The sequence below is a fragment of the Variovorax paradoxus EPS genome (assembly GCF_000184745.1).
Lineage (GTDB): Bacteria > Pseudomonadota > Gammaproteobacteria > Burkholderiales > Burkholderiaceae_C > Variovorax > Variovorax paradoxus_C.
On record NC_014931.1, the window covers coordinates 6,188,358 to 6,206,044 of the forward strand.

Annotated in this window: 18 protein-coding genes; 11 read left to right on the forward strand and 7 right to left on the reverse strand. The window is 66.6% G+C overall.

Annotated features, from left to right (window positions below; all coding sequences use genetic code 11):
* Position 1: 1 nt before the first annotated feature.
* Complete coding sequence (kdpF, locus tag VARPA_RS28435) at positions 2-100, reverse strand: K(+)-transporting ATPase subunit F (RefSeq protein ID WP_041943086.1); 99 nt, start codon at positions 98-100, stop codon at positions 2-4.
* A complete protein-coding gene (locus VARPA_RS31865; protein ID WP_013544044.1) occupies positions 97-222 on the reverse strand; it encodes a hypothetical protein in 126 nt (41 codons plus the stop codon). The genes kdpF and VARPA_RS31865 overlap by 4 nt, the downstream gene beginning before the upstream one ends.
* A 315-nt stretch (positions 223-537) precedes the next feature.
* Between VARPA_RS31865 and VARPA_RS28440 the strand changes: the two genes are divergently transcribed.
* From VARPA_RS28440 to VARPA_RS28460, 5 genes are read left to right on the forward strand one after another with little or no spacing between them, the layout of a single operon-like run.
* Positions 538-1,641 (forward strand): efflux RND transporter periplasmic adaptor subunit, encoded by a 1,104-nt coding sequence (locus VARPA_RS28440; protein WP_013544045.1) that lies wholly within the window; start codon positions 538-540, stop codon positions 1,639-1,641.
* Entirely contained in the window at positions 1,638-4,718 is a 3,081-nt protein-coding gene (locus VARPA_RS28445) for a MexW/MexI family multidrug efflux RND transporter permease subunit (RefSeq protein ID WP_013544046.1), read from the forward strand. Before VARPA_RS28440 ends, VARPA_RS28445 begins: the two co-directional genes overlap by 4 nt.
* A gap of 2 nt (positions 4,719-4,720) precedes the next feature.
* Positions 4,721-6,154, forward strand: a complete 1,434-nt coding sequence (locus VARPA_RS28450; RefSeq protein ID WP_013544047.1) for an efflux transporter outer membrane subunit — start codon at positions 4,721-4,723, stop codon at positions 6,152-6,154.
* Between the two features lie 43 nt (positions 6,155-6,197).
* The gene (locus tag VARPA_RS28455) at positions 6,198-6,863 is read left to right on the forward strand and encodes a helix-turn-helix transcriptional regulator (protein WP_013544048.1); all 666 of its coding nucleotides are present in this window, start codon (positions 6,198-6,200) and stop codon (positions 6,861-6,863) included.
* 49 nt (positions 6,864-6,912) lie between these two features.
* Positions 6,913-7,494, forward strand: a complete 582-nt coding sequence (locus VARPA_RS28460) for a superoxide dismutase (protein ID WP_013544049.1) — start codon at positions 6,913-6,915, stop codon at positions 7,492-7,494.
* A gap of 16 nt (positions 7,495-7,510) precedes the next feature.
* Here the strand turns inward: VARPA_RS28460 and VARPA_RS28465 are convergent, their stop codons facing one another.
* Entirely contained in the window at positions 7,511-7,888 is a 378-nt protein-coding gene (locus tag VARPA_RS28465) for a VOC family protein (RefSeq protein WP_013544050.1), read from the reverse strand.
* Between the two features lie 211 nt (positions 7,889-8,099).
* Here VARPA_RS28465 and VARPA_RS28470 point away from each other — a divergent pair, with 211 nt between their 5' ends.
* Positions 8,100-9,080, forward strand: a complete 981-nt coding sequence (locus VARPA_RS28470) for a Bug family tripartite tricarboxylate transporter substrate binding protein (protein WP_013544051.1) — start codon at positions 8,100-8,102, stop codon at positions 9,078-9,080.
* 60 nt (positions 9,081-9,140) lie between these two features.
* A complete protein-coding gene (locus VARPA_RS28475) occupies positions 9,141-10,184 on the forward strand; it encodes an MBL fold metallo-hydrolase (RefSeq protein ID WP_013544052.1) in 1,044 nt (347 codons plus the stop codon).
* A 135-nt stretch (positions 10,185-10,319) separates the two neighbouring features.
* Here the strand turns inward: VARPA_RS28475 and VARPA_RS28480 are convergent, their stop codons facing one another.
* From VARPA_RS28480 to VARPA_RS28495, 4 genes are all read right to left on the reverse strand, one after another.
* Positions 10,320-10,577, reverse strand: coding sequence for a hypothetical protein (locus VARPA_RS28480; protein WP_013544053.1), 258 nt, complete (start codon positions 10,575-10,577; stop codon positions 10,320-10,322).
* 32 nt (positions 10,578-10,609) lie between these two features.
* Positions 10,610-11,374 (reverse strand): SDR family NAD(P)-dependent oxidoreductase, encoded by a 765-nt coding sequence (locus VARPA_RS28485; RefSeq protein ID WP_013544054.1) that lies wholly within the window; start codon positions 11,372-11,374, stop codon positions 10,610-10,612.
* A gap of 70 nt (positions 11,375-11,444) precedes the next feature.
* Entirely contained in the window at positions 11,445-11,915 is a 471-nt protein-coding gene (locus VARPA_RS28490) for a hypothetical protein (RefSeq protein ID WP_013544055.1), read from the reverse strand.
* Complete coding sequence (locus tag VARPA_RS28495) at positions 11,912-12,691, reverse strand: Crp/Fnr family transcriptional regulator (RefSeq protein WP_013544056.1); 780 nt, start codon at positions 12,689-12,691, stop codon at positions 11,912-11,914. Before VARPA_RS28495 ends, VARPA_RS28490 begins: the two co-directional genes overlap by 4 nt.
* A gap of 84 nt (positions 12,692-12,775) precedes the next feature.
* Between VARPA_RS28495 and VARPA_RS28500 the strand changes: the two genes are divergently transcribed.
* The 4 genes from VARPA_RS28500 to VARPA_RS28515 all read left to right on the forward strand — a co-directional run bounded on the left by VARPA_RS28500 (position 12,776) and on the right by VARPA_RS28515 (position 17,672).
* On the forward strand, positions 12,776-14,731 hold the full coding sequence (locus VARPA_RS28500) for an AMP-binding protein (RefSeq protein WP_013544057.1): 1,956 nt from the start codon (positions 12,776-12,778) through the stop codon (positions 14,729-14,731).
* Positions 14,728-15,513 carry an ABC transporter ATP-binding protein gene (locus VARPA_RS28505; RefSeq protein WP_013544058.1) on the forward strand — a complete coding sequence of 262 codons (786 nt, stop codon included), beginning with the start codon at positions 14,728-14,730 and terminating at the stop codon, positions 15,511-15,513. The genes VARPA_RS28500 and VARPA_RS28505 overlap by 4 nt, the downstream gene beginning before the upstream one ends.
* Before the next feature lie 161 nt (positions 15,514-15,674).
* Complete coding sequence (locus VARPA_RS28510) at positions 15,675-16,604, forward strand: branched-chain amino acid ABC transporter permease (protein WP_013544060.1); 930 nt, start codon at positions 15,675-15,677, stop codon at positions 16,602-16,604.
* A 3-nt stretch (positions 16,605-16,607) separates the two neighbouring features.
* On the forward strand, positions 16,608-17,672 hold the full coding sequence (locus tag VARPA_RS28515) for a branched-chain amino acid ABC transporter permease (RefSeq protein WP_013544061.1): 1,065 nt from the start codon (positions 16,608-16,610) through the stop codon (positions 17,670-17,672).
* Positions 17,673-17,687: the final 15 nt, after the last annotated feature.

The window sequence follows — 17,687 nt, forward strand, 5'->3', positions numbered from 1 at the left end:
TTCAGAATTCCTCGGCGCAGATCAGCGCGAAGACGAGATAGGCGAACAGGACGACGGCGATGAGCGCGCCGAATCCGTAGAGGGCTTCGAGGCTGATCACGATGCGTCTCCGTTGCTGCTGCTTTTCGGCGAGTTCGATCCCTCGAGCCTGTTCAGCCCGACGACCATGGCCGCCACCACGGCCCACAGCGCCAGCAAGGCGCCCATCCAGACGATGTCCATTTCGATTGCTCCTGGAGCGATACACAAACAAGGGCTTCAGTCTCGGCAGGCGTCCGTAAAAACGGGGAACAGAGTCGGCGGGGCCGCATAAAGAAAGCGTAAAAACGCGCCGCTTCCGCGCCCGCCGCGCCTCTTTTTTCCAAGCCCCGGCTGTCACAAAGCCGCATGCCCGCACGTCTTCAGGACGGGCGCCGGACCGCAAGAACCTGCGGATAGCCCGGCCCTATCGGGGTCTTTGCGCTGTCTTGCTCGACAGCGCCTTCGACGGCATTCAATAATCAAAGCATCGACTTTGATAAATAACGGATCGAGATCATGGACACACGATCAAGGGCCTGGCTTGGTGCCGGCCTGGCGGTACTGGTGGTGGGAGCGGCCGGCTACGGGCTCGCCAGGCTGAGGCCGGCGCATGCGGAGGGCGGCGGTATGCCGCCGGCCAAGGTGGCGGTAGCGGCCGCGCGCCCGACGGAGATGGCGCGCTTCCTCAGCGGCATCGGCACGCTGGAGGCCAACCGGCAGGTCGAGGTGCCGGCCGAAGTGGAAGGGCGCGTCGCGAAGATCCTCTTCACGCCCGGCGCCGAAGTGCGCGCCGGCCAGTTGCTCGTCCAGCTCAACGACGCGCCCGAGCAAGGCGACCTGGAGCGCCTGACCGCCCAGCGCGCCAACGCCAAGGCGCTGCTCGACCGCACACGCCGCCTGCTGCCGCAACAGGCCGCCACGCAGGAGCAGATGGAACAGGCGCAAGCCGGCTTCGACCAGGCGAGCGGCGAGTTGCGCCGCGTGCAGGCGCTGGTCGAGCAGAAGCGCATCAAGGCACCGTTCGATGGCGTGCTGGGAATCCGCCGCGTCAACCTTGGCCAGTTCGTGCGGGCCGGCGACACGCTGGTGTCGCTCACCGACGGACGCACGCTGTTCGCCAATCTCACGCTGCCCGAGACGGCGCTGCCGGCGCTCAAGCGCAACCAGGCGGTGTCGCTCGCGGTCGATGCGTACCCGGGCCGTGTGTTCCAAGGCAAGCTGAGCGCCATCGAGCCGCAGATCGGCAGCGACACGCGCACCGTGCGGCTGCAGGCCACGGTGGACAACGCCGACGGCGCGCTCACGCCCGGCATGTACGTCAACGGCAAGGTCGCGCTGCCTTCGCGCACCGATGCGATCACCGTGCCCGAGACCGCCATCACCTACAGCACGCACGGCGATTCGGTCTTCGTCGTGCGGCCCGCCGAAAAAGGCGACGGCTTCACAGCACACCAGGTGTTCGTGAAAGCGGGCGACCGGCAGGACGGCCTCGTCGTCATCGAACAAGGCTTGAAGGCTGGCGAGAAGGTCGTCACCTCGGGCCAGCTGCGCCTGTACACCGGCGCCGCCGTCGCGCCGGCCGGGAAGGACACGCTCGCTCTCACGGAACGCAAGTCATGAAGTTCACCGACCTCTTCGTGCGCCGCCCCGTGCTGGCGCTGGTGGTGAGCACGCTGATCCTGCTGCTGGGCGCACGCGCGCTCGGCGACCTGCCGGTGCGCCAGTACCCGCTCACCGAGAGCACCACGCTCACCATCACCACGCAGTACCCCGGCGCCTCGCCCGAGCTGATGCAGGGCTTCGTCACCCAGCCGATCGCGCAGGCAGTGGCGACCATCGAGAACGTGGACTACCTCTCCTCGTCCTCCACGCTCGGGCGCAGCGTGATCAGCGTGCGCATGAAGCTCAACGCCGATGCCAACCAGGCGCTCACGCAGGCGATGGCGCAGGTGAGCCAGGTCAAGTACCGGCTGCCGGCCGAGGCCTTCGATCCGGTCATCCTCAAGTCGTCGGGCGAAGCCACCGCGGTGGCGTACGTCGGTTTCTCGAGCAAGACGATGCCGGTGCCCGCGCTCACCGACTACCTCTCGCGCGTGGTGCAGCCGCAGTTCGCATCGATCCCCGGCGTCTCGGGCGTCGAGGTGTCGGGCGGGCAGACGCTCGCGATGCGCGTGTGGCTCGACGCCAACCGCATGGCCGCGCGCGGCATCTCCGCCGGCGAGCTGGCCGACGCCTTGCGGCAGAACAACGTGCAGGCGGCGCCCGGGCAGGTGAAGGGCCTGTACGTCGTCTCGAACATCCGTGTGAACACCGACCTGGTGAACGTGGCCGAGTTCCGCGACATGGTCATCAAGCGCGAGGGCGACGCCCTCGTGCGCCTGGGCGACGTGGCCACCGTGGAACTGGGTGCAGCCAGCGCCGACAGCAGCGCGACGATGGACGGCGACAAGGCCATCTACCTCGGCCTGCAGGCGGCGCCCAACGGCAACCCGCTGGTGATCGTGAAGCGCATCCGTGACCTGTTGCCCGGCATCAAGCAGAACATGCCGCCCGGCGTGGAGGTGCAACTGCCCTTCGAGCTCGCGCGATTCATCGAGGCCTCGATCGACGAGGTGCAGAAGACGCTGCTCGAAGCCATCGCCATCGTGGTGCTGGTGATCTTTTTGTGCCTCGGTTCGCTGCGCGCGGTGCTGATTCCGGTGGTGACGATTCCCTTGTCGATGCTGGGTGCGGCTGCGCTGATGCTGCTGTTCGGCTTCAGCATCAACCTGCTCACGCTGCTGGCGATGGTGCTGGCCATCGGCCTCGTGGTGGACGACGCGATCGTGGTAGTGGAGAACGTGCACCGCCACATCGAGGAAGGCAAGTCGCGCGTGCAGGCCGCATTGATCGGCGCACGCGAAGTGGCCGGCCCGGTGATCGCGATGACGCTCACGCTGGCCGCGGTGTACGCACCCATCGGCCTCATGGGCGGGCTCACCGGCTCGCTCTTCAAGGAGTTCGCCTTCACGCTCGCGGGCGCGGTGGTGGTCTCGGGCGTGATCGCGCTCACGCTGTCGCCGGTGATGAGTTCGTTCCTGCTGCCGCAGGACGCCACGGGCAGCCGCATGGCGCGCTACGCCGAGTCGTTCTTCCACAAGCTCGCTACCGCCTACGGCCGGCTGCTCGACGTGTCGCTGCACCACCGCTGGGTGACGGGCCTCTTCGCGGCCGTGGTGCTGGTGAGCCTGCCCTTTCTCTACAACGCGTCGCAGCGCGAGCTCGCCCCGGGCGAAGACCAGGCGATGGTGCTCACTGTCATCAAGTCGCCGCAGCACGCCAACATCGACTACGTCGAGAAGTTCGGCCAGAAGTGGGACGACGTGTTCGCGGCGCTCCCCGAGAACACAGGCCGCTGGCTCATCAACGGCTCCGACGGCGTATCGAACAGCATCGGCGGCGTGCAGCTGTCGGACTGGAAGGACCGCAAGCGCAACGCCGACCAGATCCAGGGCGAGGTGCAGGCGAGCATGGGCGACGTGGAGGGCAGCAACATCTTCGCGTTCCAGCTGCCTTCGCTGCCGGGCTCCACCGGCGGGCTGCCGGTGCAGATGGTGATCCGCAGCGCCGGCGACCACCGCGCGGTGTTCGAGGCGATGGAAACGCTCAAGACGGCAGCGCGCGAGAGCGGCAAGTTCGCCGTGGTCGACAGCGACCTGGAGTTCAACAACCCAGTGACCGAAGTGCGCGTGGACCGCGCCAAGGCCAACAGCATGGGCGTGACGATGAAGGCCATCGGCGACACGCTCGCGGTGCTGGTGGGCGAGAACTACGTCAACCGCTTCGGCATGGACGGGCGTTCGTACGATGTGATCCCGCAGTCGCCGCGCGACCAGCGGCTGTCGGCCGAGGCCCTGTCACGCTACTTCGTGAAGAGCGCGAGCGGGCAGCCCGTGCCGCTCGCGAACCTGGTGACGCTTTCCACCAGCGTCGGTCCCAACAAGCTCACGCAGTTCAACCAGCTCAACGCCGCGACCTTCCAGGCCATTCCGATGCCGGGCGTGACGATGGGCGACGCTGTTGCGTTCCTGAGCGAAGAAGCGAAGAAGCTGCCCGCGGGCTTCAGCTACGACTGGCAATCGGATGCGCGCCAGTTCACGCAGGAAGGCTCGGCGCTGGTGGTGGCCTTCGTGTTCGCGATCGTCGTGATCTACCTGGTGCTGGCCGCGCAGTACGAGAGCCTGCGCGATCCGCTCATCATTCTGATCAGCGTGCCGATGTCGATCTGCGGTGCACTCGTGCCGCTGGCGCTGGGCTTCGCGACCATCAACATCTACACGCAGATCGGGCTGGTGACGCTCATCGGGCTCATCAGCAAGCACGGCATCCTGATGGTGGAGTTCGCCAACGAGATCCAGGCGCGCGACAACCTGGAGCGCCGCCCCGCCATCGAGCAGGCCGCGCGCATCCGGCTGCGCCCGATTTTGATGACCACCGCCGCGATGGTGGTGGGCCTGGTGCCGCTCTTGTTCGCGAGCGGCGCGGGTGCCAACAGCCGCTTCAGCATCGGTCTGGTGATCGTCGTGGGCATGCTGGTGGGCACGCTCTTCACGCTCTTCGTGCTGCCCACGATGTACACGCTGCTGGCGCGCGACCACCGCACGGTGGGACGCTCTGAGCGCACCGCTGAGCTCGACGCGCTGGTCGAAGGAGCATGACCATGACAAGACTTTTCCTCAACACCGCACCCTTCGTGCTCAGTGCGTTGGTGCTGGCAGGCTGCGCGGTCGGGCCGACCTACACCGCGCCGTCGGACGCGCCCGTCGCCATCTCGGCGCCCGAGCGCTCGCTGTTCGCCAACGACGCGGTGCAGCGCGACTGGTGGCGCCAGCTCGACGATCCACAGCTCGATGCGCTGGTCGAACGCGCGCTCGCCGCCAACCACGACATCCGCATCGCCGAGGCGCGGCTGCTGGAAGCCCGCGCCTCGCAGACCGAGGCCGAACTGGACCGCCTGCCCGTCGTGACGGTGGGCGCGAGCAAGACGCGCGGCATCGCGCAGGGCAACAGCGGCGCGCAGCCCGACGCACGCGCACTCGCCCAGAGCAGCCGCGCGGGCTTCGATGCCTCGTGGGAGATCGACCTGTTCGGGCGCCTCAAGCGCCTCAACGAAGCAGCCACCGCACGCACAGAAGCCAGCGCGGCCGACCTCGAACAGGTGCGCATCGTGGCCGTGGCCGAACTGGCGCGCAACTACTACGAAATGCGCGGTGCCGAGCAGCGCCTGGCGGTGACGCGCCGCACGCTCGAAAGCCTGCGCAGCAGCCTGCTCGTGACCGAGGCGCAGGTGCAGACCGGCCGCGGGCTCGAAGGCGATCTCGCGAGCGCACAGGCCAACCTCGCGACCACCGAGAGCCAGTTGCCCACTTTCGAGACCACGCGCCGCCAAGCCGCATACCGCGTGGCGGTGCTGGCGGGCCTGCGTCCTGCAGAGCTCGATCCGATGCTGCGGCCGCAGCAGTTGCGCGTGCTCGACAAGCGCCTGCCCATCGGCGACGTTGGCGATCTGCTGCGGCGCCGGCCCGACGTGCTGCGCGCCGAGCGCGGCCTCGCGGCCAGCACGGCCGATGTGGGCGCGACGACGGCCGAGCTGTATCCGCGCTTCGACATCGGCGGCTTCCTCGGCTTCATCGCGCTGCGCGGTTCGGACCTCGGCAGTTCGTCCAGCCGCGCCTTCAGCGTGACGCCGGGCGTGAGTTGGCCTGCGTTCCGGCTGGGCTCGGTCAAGGCCCGCGTGCGCGGCGCCGAGGCGCGTGCCGAGGGCGACCGCGCGCTCTACGAACAGACCGTGCTGCGCGCCATCGAGGACGTGGAAAGCGCCCTCACCGGCTACGGCCAGAACCAGCAGCGCCTGCAGTCGCTGGTGCAGGCCGCGGCCCGCAGCGGCCGCGCGGCCGAACTGGCCGAAGTCCGCTACCGCGAGGGCGCCGCGCCCTACCTGAGCGTGCTCGATGCGCAACGTACATTGCTGCGTGCGCAGGACGCGGTGGCCGAGGCCGAAACCGCCTCGTACACCAGCCTCGTCGCGCTCTACAAGGCGCTGGGCGGCGGGTGGCAAGCACCCTCGGATTCGAAGGGAGGGCCGGCCGCCTGACAATCGGCCTAGCAAGAGCCCCACAAGAACCCACGAAACGTCCATGTCCGCCCCCATCGACGCCAAGCCCACCTGGATGCCGCACCAGCCGGCAGACCGCATCCTCTCCACGCTCAAGACCCGTGGCGCACTCGGCATTCCCGACATCGCCAAGGTGCTGGGCGTCACGGTGGAAGCGGTACGCCAGCAGATGGCCAAGCTGGAGACCGAAGGCCTGGTCGACGCGGAAAGCCGTCCTAGCGGACGCGGGCGGCCGACGCAGATCTGGCGCCTCACGGGCGAAGGCCACAAGCGCTTTCCCGACACGCACGCCGAGATGACGGTGCAGATGATCAGCGCCGTGATCAGCGTGTTCGGCGAGAAGGGCATGGACCAGCTGATCGGCGCGCGCGAGAACGCGATGCGCGCCACCTACACCGAGGCGATGCGCGGCGCGCGCAGCCTCAAGACACGGCTGGAGCGGCTGGCCGAGATTCGCAGCCGCGAAGGCTACATGGCCGAGTTCCGGCCCGAGGGCGATGGTTTTCTCTTCATCGAGAACCACTGCCCCATCTGCACCGCGGCGCAGGCCTGCACCGGTTTTTGCCGCAGCGAACTGCAACTCTTCGACGAAGTGCTGGGGCCCGAGGTGACCGTCAGCCGCGTCGAGCATGTGCTCGCGGGTGCGCGGCGCTGCGCCTACCAAGTAAGCCCGAAGCCCCGCGACTGACTGAACACCGAACAACGATTTACCCACAACCGACCGAAAAGGAACCACGATGGAACACAAGCTCCCACCCCTGCCCTACGCCCTGGACGCGCTGGCACCCGAGTACTCGCAAGAGACGCTCGAATACCACTATGGCAAGCATCACAACGCCTACGTGGTGAACCTCAACAACCTGCAGAAGGGCACCGAGTTCGAAGCCCTCACGCTGGAAGAAATCATCAAGAAGGCCAGCGGCGGCATCTACAACAACGCTGCGCAGATCTGGAACCACACCTTCTTCTGGAACTGCATGAAGCCCCAAGGCGGCGGTGCCCCCACCGGCGCGCTGGCCAAGGCCATCGATGCGAAGTGGGGCAGCTACGACGCCTTCAAGGAAGCCTTCGTGAAGTCCGCCGTTGGCAACTTCGGTTCGGGCTGGACGTGGCTCGTGAAGAAGGCCGACGGTTCGGTGGACATCGTGAACACCGGCGCCGCCGGCACGCCGCTGACGACCGCTGACACGGCCCTGCTGACCGTGGACGTTTGGGAACACGCCTACTACATCGACTATCGCAACCTGCGCCCCAAGTTCGTCGAGACCTTCCTGGCCAAGCTCGTGAACTGGGACTTCGCGGCGAAGAACTTCGGTTGAGACTTCAGCTGATCGATCAGCCGTTGATCAGGTTCAGGATGTTCCCGTCCGGGTCCTTGAACCACGCGACCTTCATGCCGCCCATGACATGGAGGTCGCCTTCGAGCTTCGTATCGGGCATGTCGTAGTGCTCGAAGCGCACGCCCTTGGCCTTGAGCGCCGCGGCGAGGCGCTCGATGTCCGAGCCGACCTGCCAGGTCACGGCCGTCGCCTGGTTGGTGCCGGCGAATTCGGAGCGGTACACGTTGATGCGCGTGTTGCCGCTGCGGTAGACGACGACTTCGTCGCCCTCCGCGTCGACTTGCGAAAGGCCCAGCGTGTCTTCGTAGAAGCGGCGGGCCACCGCGAGGTCTTTCACCGCGAGGTTGGGCGCTGCATCGATGTTTCCGAGCATGGTTGTCTCTCCTTGGTATGGATCGACATGTCATGTTCGGCGCCGAAACTGCCCTGTCAAGTCGCCGCCGTCTGATACGGGGCCCATCGCAAACCACGAAAACACCATCGCGGCGCTTGCGGCACACTGCACCCTCGGTGCAGTGAGGCCAAAAGACCTCCATCGTCGCCACAGCTGCAACCCCGATCCGTCCAGACCAAGAGACAAACCCATGATCCGCAAACTCACCCGCACGCTGGCCCTTGCGCTGGCGCTTCCCCTGGCCTTTGCCGCCGTCGCCGTGCATGCGCAAAGCTACCCCGCCAAGCCCATCCGCATGATCGTGCCGTTCCCGCCCGGCGGCGGCACCGACATCCTGGCGCGCTTGGTCGCGCAGAAGCTCACCGAGGCCAACCACTGGACCGTGGTGCCCGACAACCGCGGCGGCGCCGGCGGCACCATCGGCATCGCCGAGGCCGCGCGCGCCGCGCCCACGGGCTACGACATCGTGATGGGCCAGAAGGACAACATGGTCGTGGCGCCCTGGCTCTACAAGAACCTGAGCTACAACCCGGTGAAGGACCTCACGGCCGTGGCCCATGTGGCCTACACGCCGGTGGTGATCGTCACGCAGGCCAACTCGAAGTTCAAGACGCTCGACGACGTGGTGAAGGCTGCGCGCGCCGCGCCCGACACCGTCACCTACGGCTCGCCCGGCAACGGCACCACCATCCACCTGGCCGGCGAGATCTTCAACAGCGCCGCCAAGATCAAGATGCGCCACGTGCCCTACAAGGGCTCCAACGCGGCCATGATGGATGTGCTCGCGGGCAACGTCGACCTGATGGTGTCGTCGGTGCCCTCGGCACTGGCGCAGATCAAGGCCGGCAAGCTGCGTCCGCTCGCCGTGACCTCGGCCAAGCGCAGCACCTCGCTGCCCGAGACGCCCACCGTCGCCGAGCTCGGCTACAAGGGCTTCGACGTGAGCACCTGGTATGGCGTCTTCGTGCCCGCCGGCACGCCCAAGGACATCGTCGCCACGCTCAACACCGAGATCAACAAGCTCCTGGCCACGCCCGAAATGAAGGCCGCGATCATCGCCCAGGGCGCGGAACCGGAAAGCATGACGCCCGACCACTTCGGCACGCTGCTGAAGACCGACTACGAGAAGTGGAAGGGCATCGTGCAAGCCTCGGGCGCGACCATCGAATAAGCCTCGCAGTCGCAGAATGGTGTCTCCACAACGGGCCGCGACGACGGCATGGAGACACCGATGGCATTTCTTCGCGAGAACTCACGCACCCTGCTGCTGAAGACAACCGCCCTGGCAGCGGTTGCCGCGTTCCTCCAGGGCTGCGCGCAAACACCGGCGCAGCAACAACAACCTCCTTCGGAAGCCACCGTGGCCGCGCACGTCGCCGCGGCCACGCGCACGGCCGGCACCGACCTCCTGCCGTTCCTGTCGCTGTGCAAACCCGCGCCCGCCGCACAGCCGCCGCAGGCCGAGCTCGACAAGGGCCTGAAGGCGCTCATCGACAAGCCTGCGCCGCCGCCGGGCAAGGCCTTCGACAACCTCTACTTCGTGGGTGCGGACTGGGTGAGCGCCTGGGCGATCAAGACCTCGGACGGCATCATCCTCATCGATGCGCTCAACAACCAGATGGAAGCCGCCGCGCTCATCGAGGGCGGCATGCGCCGGCTCGGCCTCGACCCGGCCCAGATCAAGTACGTGGTCGTCACGCACGGCCACGGCGACCACTACGGCGGCGCGCCCTACCTTGCGCAGAAGTACCGCGCCCGCGTGGTGATGAGCGAGGCCGACTGGACGATGACCGAGACGAAGCTCGAGTTCGCGACGCCGATCTGGGGCGCGCCGCCCAAGCGCGGCGCGGGCGACGTTTCGGTGAAAGACGGCGACCGCCTCACGCTGGGCGACACCACCCTCACGCTCTACATCACGCCGGGCCACACCATGGGCACGATCTCGCCGGTGTTCGACGTGACTTCAAATGGCCGGAAGCACCGCGCGATGCTCTGGGGCGGCACCGCCTTCAACTTCGGCAAGAACCTGCCGCGGCTGGAGAGCTACATCGGCGCCACGCGGCGCATGGACACCGTGGTGAAGGCGCAGAACGTCGATGTGCTGCTGTCGAACCACTCGGCCATGGACAGTTCGCAGACCCGCCTGGCGGCGCTGCGGCAGCAGCCGGCGAACGGGGCCAATCCGTTCGTGATCGGCACGCCCGCGGTGTCGCGCGCGTTGAACGTGATGGGGGAGTGCGCAGAGGCGCAGCGGGATCGGTTCGCGATGCAGTGATACTGTCTTGCTCCTTCCTCCTCTGGGGGAAGGTTGGGATGGGGGCATGCGGCGGTCAATGCGCCGTCGACGCTCGATGCGCCGCTTGCCTCCACCCCTGCCCTCCCCCAGCGGGGGAGGGCGAAATACCGGGGTTCAGTCCGGTACGAACTTGGTGTTGAAGATGTCCACGTCCGAAGCCAATTCGAACGTCGCCACCTGCCCCATCTTCCCGTCGCTCATCCTGCATGCCGAGAACAGGCTGTAGCGCCCTTTGAAGTAGAACTCGTCCATCACGATCAGCGCGTACGGGTACGGCACGAATACCTGGTGTTCGAAGACGATGCGGTGCACGTTCCTCGGCGAGGGAAAGAGCTTGTACTCGAGGGTGTCGATCGACTTTGCGGTGGCCATGGCGTGTTCGCTTTCTTCTTTCTTCCGGGCGTTCAGGTCGGGTCGCGCACGTCGGCCACGGGGTTCGCGCCGAAGTCTTCGCGCGCCAGGTACTTGAGCACCTTGGCGGCGGCGCTCGCGGGGCTGTCGAGGCGGCCTTCTTCCTTCATGCTCACGAAGCGCGTGCGGTCCGGAAAGTTCTCGGCCGATGCGCCGCGCAGTTGCACCTGCATGTCGGTATCGATGATGCCCGGCGCGAGCGAGACGATGCGCGCGCCGTTCGGTGTGCCCGCTTCCTCGAGCGCCACGGCCTGCGAGAAACGGTCCATGCCGGCCTTGGCTGCGCAGTAAGGCGCCTGGCTGCCCATCGCGTTGCGGCCGAGGCCAGACGAGATGTTCAGCACCTTGCGCGCGCCGCGCCATTCGCGCGTGGCACCGAGAAACGCGGCAGTCAGCAGCATCGGCGCTTCGAGGCCGATGCGCAGCGCCTGTGCCAGCTCGGCCGGCACGGCGCTCGCGAGCGGCGCCGGGTTGCCGACCGTGCCGGCGTTGTTGATGAGGGTCACGCTGTCGAAGCGCTGTGCATCCAAGGTCTTGAGCCAGGCCGACACGCGGGCCGATGCGGCGACCGGGTCGGACAGGTCCTGCTCCCATTGAACGAGTTCGGCGCCGGCGGCCTTGGCCACGTCGGCCAGTTGCGCATCTTGCTTGCGCGAAATGCCGAGCACCGTGTGGCCGGCCTGCAGCAACTGCTCGGCCATGGCACGGCCCAGGCCGCGCGAGGCGCCGGTGATCAGGGTGAGGTGAGAAGCAGTCATCGGGAAAGTCTTTCTTGAACGAAGGCGGGGAGAGGCCGGGAGGTTAAGGGGTATCGAGAGGCCTTGCGGCTCAACCGGTACGGAACTGTTTGCGCAGGAAGGCGCCGTGCCGCGCGATGTGCTGCAGTTGCGCGGGCGCGATGGTGCCGCCGAGGTCGACTTCATCCGCGCCGTTGAGCACCGCGTTGGCGTTCGTCATTGCACGCGCGACGACTTCTTCTTCGCTCACGCCGAGCTGCGCCGCGAGGTCGAGCGCCACGCGGCGGATCGCACGCTGCGAGAGCATCCACATCGCGCCGAAACGATCCCAGGCGAGCGCGGCTTCCTCGGCCTTCTCGCGGTCGCCGAGGATCTCGCTGAGCGGCTTGGCCAGGATCGCATCGAGCGCATCGATCTTCTCGGTCAGCGTCTCGTTGCGCGCGATGGCTTCTTCGAGCGTCGGGCCGGTGTCTGCGGCTTTCGCCTTCGTCGTTTCGGGCGGTGGAATGAAGGCCGCTTCCGCGTTCGCGGGCACGACCTGGAGCTGGTCTTTGAGGGTCATGAGGTTTCCGTTTCCGCCGAGGCGTTCTTCTTGTTCGACATCGCGGTCGCGCGCAGGCCCGGCAGATCGAGCACGCGCAACCCGCCGTATTCCACGCGGATCAGCCCCTGCGCCGAGAGCCCATTGAGCGCCTCGTTCACGCGCTGGCGCGACAAGCCGACGAGGTACGCGAGTTCCTGCTGGGTGATGCGCAACACCTCGCCCACGCCCGGATACAGCACCGGGTTGAACAGCGACACCAGGTTGCGCGCCACGCGGGCGTCGGGGTTGTTGAGCCGGTCGATCTCCAGTGCGGCAATGAACTGGCCGAGCCGTTCGTTGAGCTGGTTCATCACGAAGCGGTTGAAGCCGATCGAGTGATCGAGCAGCCAATGGAAGCTCTCGATCGGCAGGCCCGCCACCACGCTGCGGCGCAGCGCCTGGATGTTGTAGCGGTAGGGCTCGCGCTTCATCACCGTGCCTTCGCCGAACCAGCCGCCGGGCGGAACGCCCGTGTAGGTGACCGAGCCGCCGTCGGCGTTGTCGTTGCTCATCTTCAAGAGGCCTTCGACCACGCCGAACCAGTAGGTGGGTGAGCGGCCGACGCGGCAGACGAGGTCGCCGGGCTCGGCCTCGCCCACCACCAGCGCGGCCTCGGCGCGGCGGCGTTCGGCGGGCGTGAGCGTGGGCAGCCAGGGGATGCCGTCGAGCTCCGCGGCATTGGCGGGACGCACGCGATCCTTGATCGAGTTGCCGAGCGAGCCGAGCGGGCTCTGGTTGAGGTTGCCGTGAGGCATCGGGAAACTCCGGGGAGTAGTGTCCCTAGGATTGTCGTCGGAACGACAACCGGGCGTCAAAGTGAAGCCTACGATCCGCCCACTGTGCAAACAAACGACCCCACCTTCCCCCGGCTGCTGCTCGCGCATGCCCAGGCCCAACCCGAGTCGCCCGCCGTGCGCGAGAAAGACCTCGGCATCTGGCAGACCTGGAACTGGAACGCCGTGGCAGAGGAGGTGCGCGAGATGGCCTGCGGCCTCGCGAGCCTCGGCTTCAAGCCCTTCGACAACCTCGCCATCGTGGGCGCCAACCGGCCGCACCTGTACATGGCGGTGGTCGCCGCGCAGAGCCTGCGCGGCGTGCCGGTGCCGCTCTACCAGGACGCGGTGGCGAGCGAAATGGTCTTCATGCTGCAGGACGCAGCCATCGACTTCGTGATCGTCGAAGACCAGGAGCAGGTCGACAAGCTGCTCGAGTGCCGCGAGCTGCAGAAGGACCAGCAGCACGGCATCCGCCACATCATCTACGACGACCCCAAGGGCCTGCGCCACTACGACCAGCCCGGGCTCATGAGCTACGAGGAGCTGCGCGCGCTGGGCCGCGAGTTCGACAAGGCCAACGTCGGCTACTACGACCGCGCGGTGGCAAGCGGCGAAGCGACCGACGTCGGCGTGATCCTCTACACCTCGGGCACCACCGGCCGCCCCAAGGGCGTGTGCCAGACGCATGCGAGCTTCATCGCGGCGGGCCGCGGCGGCGTGGAGACCGACAGGCTCGGCCCCGGCGACAACATCATGAGCTACCTGCCGATGGCCTGGGTGGGCGACCACCTCTTCTCGGTGGCGCAGTGGCTGGTGGGCGGCTTCACGCTCAACTGCCCCGAGTCCGCCGAGACGGTGATGAACGACATGCGCGAGATCGGCCCGAGCTACTACTTCGGCCCGCCGCGCACCTTCGAAGGGCTGCTCACTGCAGTGTCGATCCGGATGGAAGATGCGGCCGCACCGAAGCGCTGGCTCTATGCGAAGTTCATGGCGCTCGCGCAGCGCGTGGGTGCAGACATCCTCAACGGTGCGCCGGTGAGCACGGGCGACCGGCTGATGTACGGCCTCGGCAACCTCTTGATCTACGGGCCGCTGCGCAATGTGCTGGGCATGAGCCGTATCCGCGTGGCGTACACGGCCGGCGCGGCCATCGGGCCCGACCTGTTCCGCTTCTACCGCTCCATCGGCGTGAACCTGAAGCAGTTCTACGGCCAGACCGAGACCTGCGCGTATGTGTGCCTGCAGCAGGACGGCAAAGTGAAGCTGCAGACCGTGGGCACCGCCGCACCGGGCATCGAACTGAAGATCGCCGAAGACGGCGAAGTGCTGGTGCGCGGCGTCTCGGTTCTCAAGGAGTACTACAAGCGCCCCGACGCCACCGCCGAGGTGCTCGATGCCAACGGCTACTTCCACACCGGCGATGCTGGCGTGCTCGACAGCGAAGGGCACCTGCGCATCATCGACCGCGCCAAGGATGTCGGCCGGCTCGTGAGCGGTGCGATCTTTGCGCCCAACTACATCGAGAACAAGCTCAAGTTCTTCCCGCAGATCAAGGAAGCCGTGTGCTTCGGCAATGGCCGCAACGAGGTCTGCGCGGCCATCAACATCGACTTCGAAGCGGTGGGCAACTGGGCCGAGCGCCGGGGCCTTGCCTATGGCGGCTACGTCGACCTGGCCGGCAAGCCCGAGGTGCTCGCGCTGATTGCCGAATGCATCGGCAAGGTCAACGCCGACCTCGCGAGCGAAGACGGCATGGGCGAGACGCAGATTGCGCGCTTCCTCGTGCTGCACAAGGAACTGGACCCCGACGACGACGAGCTGACCCGCACGCGCAAGGTGCGCCGCGGCTTCATCGCCGAGAAATACGCCGTGCTGGTCGATGCGCTCTATGGCGGCAAGACCGCGCAGTTCATCGAGACCCAGGTCAAGTTCGAGGACGGACGCACGGGGGTTGTCAGCGCCACGCTGAAGATCAACGAAGCCAAGACCTTCCCCATCGTGAAGGCCGCCGCATGAGCAACCGAAAGATCGGCGACGTCATCCTCGACGTCCAGAACATCAGCCTGAGCTTCGGCGGCGTGAAGGCGCTCACGGACATCAGCTTCAACGTGCGCGAGCACGAGGTGCGGGCCATCATCGGACCGAACGGCGCGGGCAAGAGCTCGATGCTGAACTGCATCAACGGCGTCTACTGGCCGCAGCAGGGCTCCATCACTTTCCGCGGCCAGACCTTCAAGCACATGAACTCGCGCCAGGTGGCCGAGATGGGCGTGGCGCGCACCTTCCAGAACCTGGCGCTCTTCAAGGGCATGAGCGTGCTCGACAACATCATGACGGGGCGCAACCTCAAGATGAAGAGCGGCCTGCTCGCACAGGCTTTCCGCTGGGGTCCGGCCGAACGCGAGGAGTTGCGGCACCGCGAGTTCGTCGAGCACATCATCGATTTCCTGGAGATCCAGGCGCACCGCAAGACGCCGGTGGGCCGCCTGCCCTACGGCCTGCAGAAGCGCGTGGACCTCGGCCGCGCGCTCGCGATGGAGCCGCAGGTGCTCTTGCTCGACGAGCCGATGGCGGGCATGAACGTCGAGGAGAAGCAGGACATGAGCCGCTTCATCCTCGATGTGAACGACGAGTTCGGCGCGACCATCGTCTTGATCGAGCACGACATGGGCGTGGTGATGGACATCTCCGACCGCGTGGTGGTGCTGGACTACGGCAAGAAGATCGGCGACGGCACGCCGGATGAAGTTCGGAACAACGAAGACGTGATTCGGGCGTACCTGGGTGTGGAGCACTGACATGACACCGCACGACGGCCTCCTGTCTTGCTCCCTCTCCCGCTTGCGGGAGAGGGCTGGGGTGAGGGCTGACGGCCTGACCACCCACAGCGGCCTTGCCAAGGCCGCTTACCCTCACCCCAACCCTTTCCCGCAGGCGGGAGAGGGAGAAAGAAACTGACATGGGCTTTTTCCTCGAAACCCTGTTCGGCGGCCTCATGGTCGGCATGCTCTATTCGCTGATCGCCATCGGCTTCGTGCTGATCTACAAGGCCTCGGGCGTCTTCAACTTCGCGCAGGGTGCGATGGTGCTGTTCGCGGCACTCGCCATGGCGCGGTTCTCCGAATGGTTCCCGCTGTGGTTCGGCTTCCAGAGCCTCATCCTCGCGAACATCCTGGCCTTCATCGCGGCAATGGCGGTGATGGTCGTGGTGGCCTGGCTCATCGAACGGCTCGCGCTCAGCAAGCTGGTGAACCAGGAGGGCATCACGCTCCTGATGGCCACGCTGGGCATCGCCTACTTCCTCGATGGCGTGGGCCAGACGATCTTCGGCAACGACATCTACAAGATCGACGTGGGCATGCCCAAGGAACCGCTGATGGTGCTCGAAGGCACCTTCCCCGGTGGCCTGCTGCTGAGCCAGGAAGACCTGGTGGCCGCAGCGGTGTCGGCAGCGCTCGTGGTGGTGCTGGCCATCTTCTTCCAGAAAACCGCCACCGGCCGGGCGCTGCGCGCAGTGGCCGACGACCACCAGGCCGCGCAGTCCATCGGCATTCCGCTCAAGCGCATCTGGGTGATCGTGTGGTCGGTGGCCGGCTTCTCGGCACTGGTGGCCGGGATCATCTGGGGCTCCAAGCTCGGCGTGCAGTTTTCCCTCTCGCTGGTGGCGCTGAAGGCGCTGCCGGTGGTGATCCTCGGCGGACTCACCTCGATTCCGGGCGCGATCATCGGCGGCCTCTTGATCGGCGTGGGCGAGAAGCTGTCTGAAATCTATCTCGGCCCCATGCTCGGTGGCGGCATCGAGATCTGGTTCGCCTACGTGTTGGCGTTGGTCTTCCTGCTGGTTCGGCCCCAGGGCTTGTTCGGCGAAAAAATCATTGATCGGGTCTGAGCCATGTTCTATAGAGAAAACGGCCAGTTCAAGTCGAGCTACAGGGCCGATCAACAGATCCTGCCCATCGCTCAGGACCGCATCGCGATGCTGGTGCTGCTGCTCGTGGCGTTCATCGTCGTGCCGCTGGGCGTGTCCGACTACTGGATGCGCGCCATCCTCACGCCCTTTTTGATCCTGTCGCTCGCAGCGCTCGGCCTCAACATCCTGGTCGGCTATTGCGGACAGATCTCGCTGGGCACCGGCGCCTTCATGGCAGTGGGGGCGTACGCGGCCTACAACTTCCAGGTGCGCATCGACGGCATGCCGCTCATCGCCTCGCTGCTGCTGGGGGGCCTCTGCGCGACGGTGATCGGCGTGCTGTTCGGCATTCCGAGCCTGCGCATCAAGGGCCTGTACCTCGCGGTGGCCACGCTGGCCGCGCAGTTCTTCACCGACTGGGCGTTCCTGCGCATCCAGTGGTTCACCAACAACTCGTCCTCGGGTTCGGTGAGCGTGGCGGGGCTCAACGTGTTCGGCGTGCCGATCGAGTCGCCGGTGCAGAAGTATTTGTTCTGCCTCATCTTCGTGGTGGTGTTCGCGCTGCTGGCAAAGAACCTGGTGCGCAGCGCCATCGGCCGCGAGTGGATGGCGATGCGCGACATGGACGTGGCCGCCGCGGTGATCGGCATCCGCCCGGTGTACGCCAAGCTCACGGCCTTTGCGGTGAGCAGCTTCATCGTCGGCGTGGCGGGCGCGCTGTGGGGCTTCATTCACCTGGGTGCGTGGGAACCGGCGGCGTTCAGCATCGACCGCTCGTTCCAGCTGCTGTTCATGGTGATCATCGGCGGGCTCGGCTCGATCATGGGCAGCTTCTTCGGCGCCGCATTCATCGTGCTCTTGCCGCTCTTTCTGAACCAGCTGCCCGCGTGGCTGGGCTTCTCGATTTCGACCGCGCTGGCCTCGCACCTGGAGACCATGATCTTCGGCGCGCTGATCGTGTTCTTCCTGATCGTCGAGCCGCACGGCCTCGCGCGGCTGTGGTCCACGGCCAAGGAGAAGTTGCGGCTCTGGCCCTTCCCGCACTGACAACGCATTTCGAGA

Excerpts from the sequence above, each read along its gene's own strand:
- VARPA_RS31865 (WP_013544044.1), bottom strand. The coding sequence starts at position 222 with ATGGACATCGTCTGGATGGGCGCCTTGCTGGCGCTGTGGGCCGTGGTG.
- VARPA_RS28440 (WP_013544045.1), top strand. The coding sequence starts at position 538 with ATGGACACACGATCAAGGGCCTGGCTTGGTGCCGGCCTGGCGGTACTG.
- VARPA_RS28445 (WP_013544046.1), top strand. The coding sequence starts at position 1,638 with ATGAAGTTCACCGACCTCTTCGTGCGCCGCCCCGTGCTGGCGCTGGTG.
- VARPA_RS28450 (WP_013544047.1), top strand. The coding sequence starts at position 4,721 with ATGACAAGACTTTTCCTCAACACCGCACCCTTCGTGCTCAGTGCGTTG.
- VARPA_RS28455 (WP_013544048.1), top strand. The coding sequence starts at position 6,198 with ATGTCCGCCCCCATCGACGCCAAGCCCACCTGGATGCCGCACCAGCCG.
- VARPA_RS28460 (WP_013544049.1), top strand. The coding sequence starts at position 6,913 with ATGGAACACAAGCTCCCACCCCTGCCCTACGCCCTGGACGCGCTGGCA.
- VARPA_RS28465 (WP_013544050.1), bottom strand. The coding sequence starts at position 7,888 with ATGCTCGGAAACATCGATGCAGCGCCCAACCTCGCGGTGAAAGACCTC.
- VARPA_RS28470 (WP_013544051.1), top strand. The coding sequence starts at position 8,100 with ATGATCCGCAAACTCACCCGCACGCTGGCCCTTGCGCTGGCGCTTCCC.
- VARPA_RS28475 (WP_013544052.1), top strand. The coding sequence starts at position 9,141 with ATGGCATTTCTTCGCGAGAACTCACGCACCCTGCTGCTGAAGACAACC.
- VARPA_RS28480 (WP_013544053.1), bottom strand. The coding sequence starts at position 10,577 with ATGGCCACCGCAAAGTCGATCGACACCCTCGAGTACAAGCTCTTTCCC.
- VARPA_RS28485 (WP_013544054.1), bottom strand. The coding sequence starts at position 11,374 with ATGACTGCTTCTCACCTCACCCTGATCACCGGCGCCTCGCGCGGCCTG.
- VARPA_RS28490 (WP_013544055.1), bottom strand. The coding sequence starts at position 11,915 with ATGACCCTCAAAGACCAGCTCCAGGTCGTGCCCGCGAACGCGGAAGCG.
- VARPA_RS28495 (WP_013544056.1), bottom strand. The coding sequence starts at position 12,691 with ATGCCTCACGGCAACCTCAACCAGAGCCCGCTCGGCTCGCTCGGCAAC.
- VARPA_RS28505 (WP_013544058.1), top strand. The coding sequence starts at position 14,728 with ATGAGCAACCGAAAGATCGGCGACGTCATCCTCGACGTCCAGAACATC.
- VARPA_RS28510 (WP_013544060.1), top strand. The coding sequence starts at position 15,675 with ATGGGCTTTTTCCTCGAAACCCTGTTCGGCGGCCTCATGGTCGGCATG.
- VARPA_RS28515 (WP_013544061.1), top strand. The coding sequence starts at position 16,608 with ATGTTCTATAGAGAAAACGGCCAGTTCAAGTCGAGCTACAGGGCCGAT.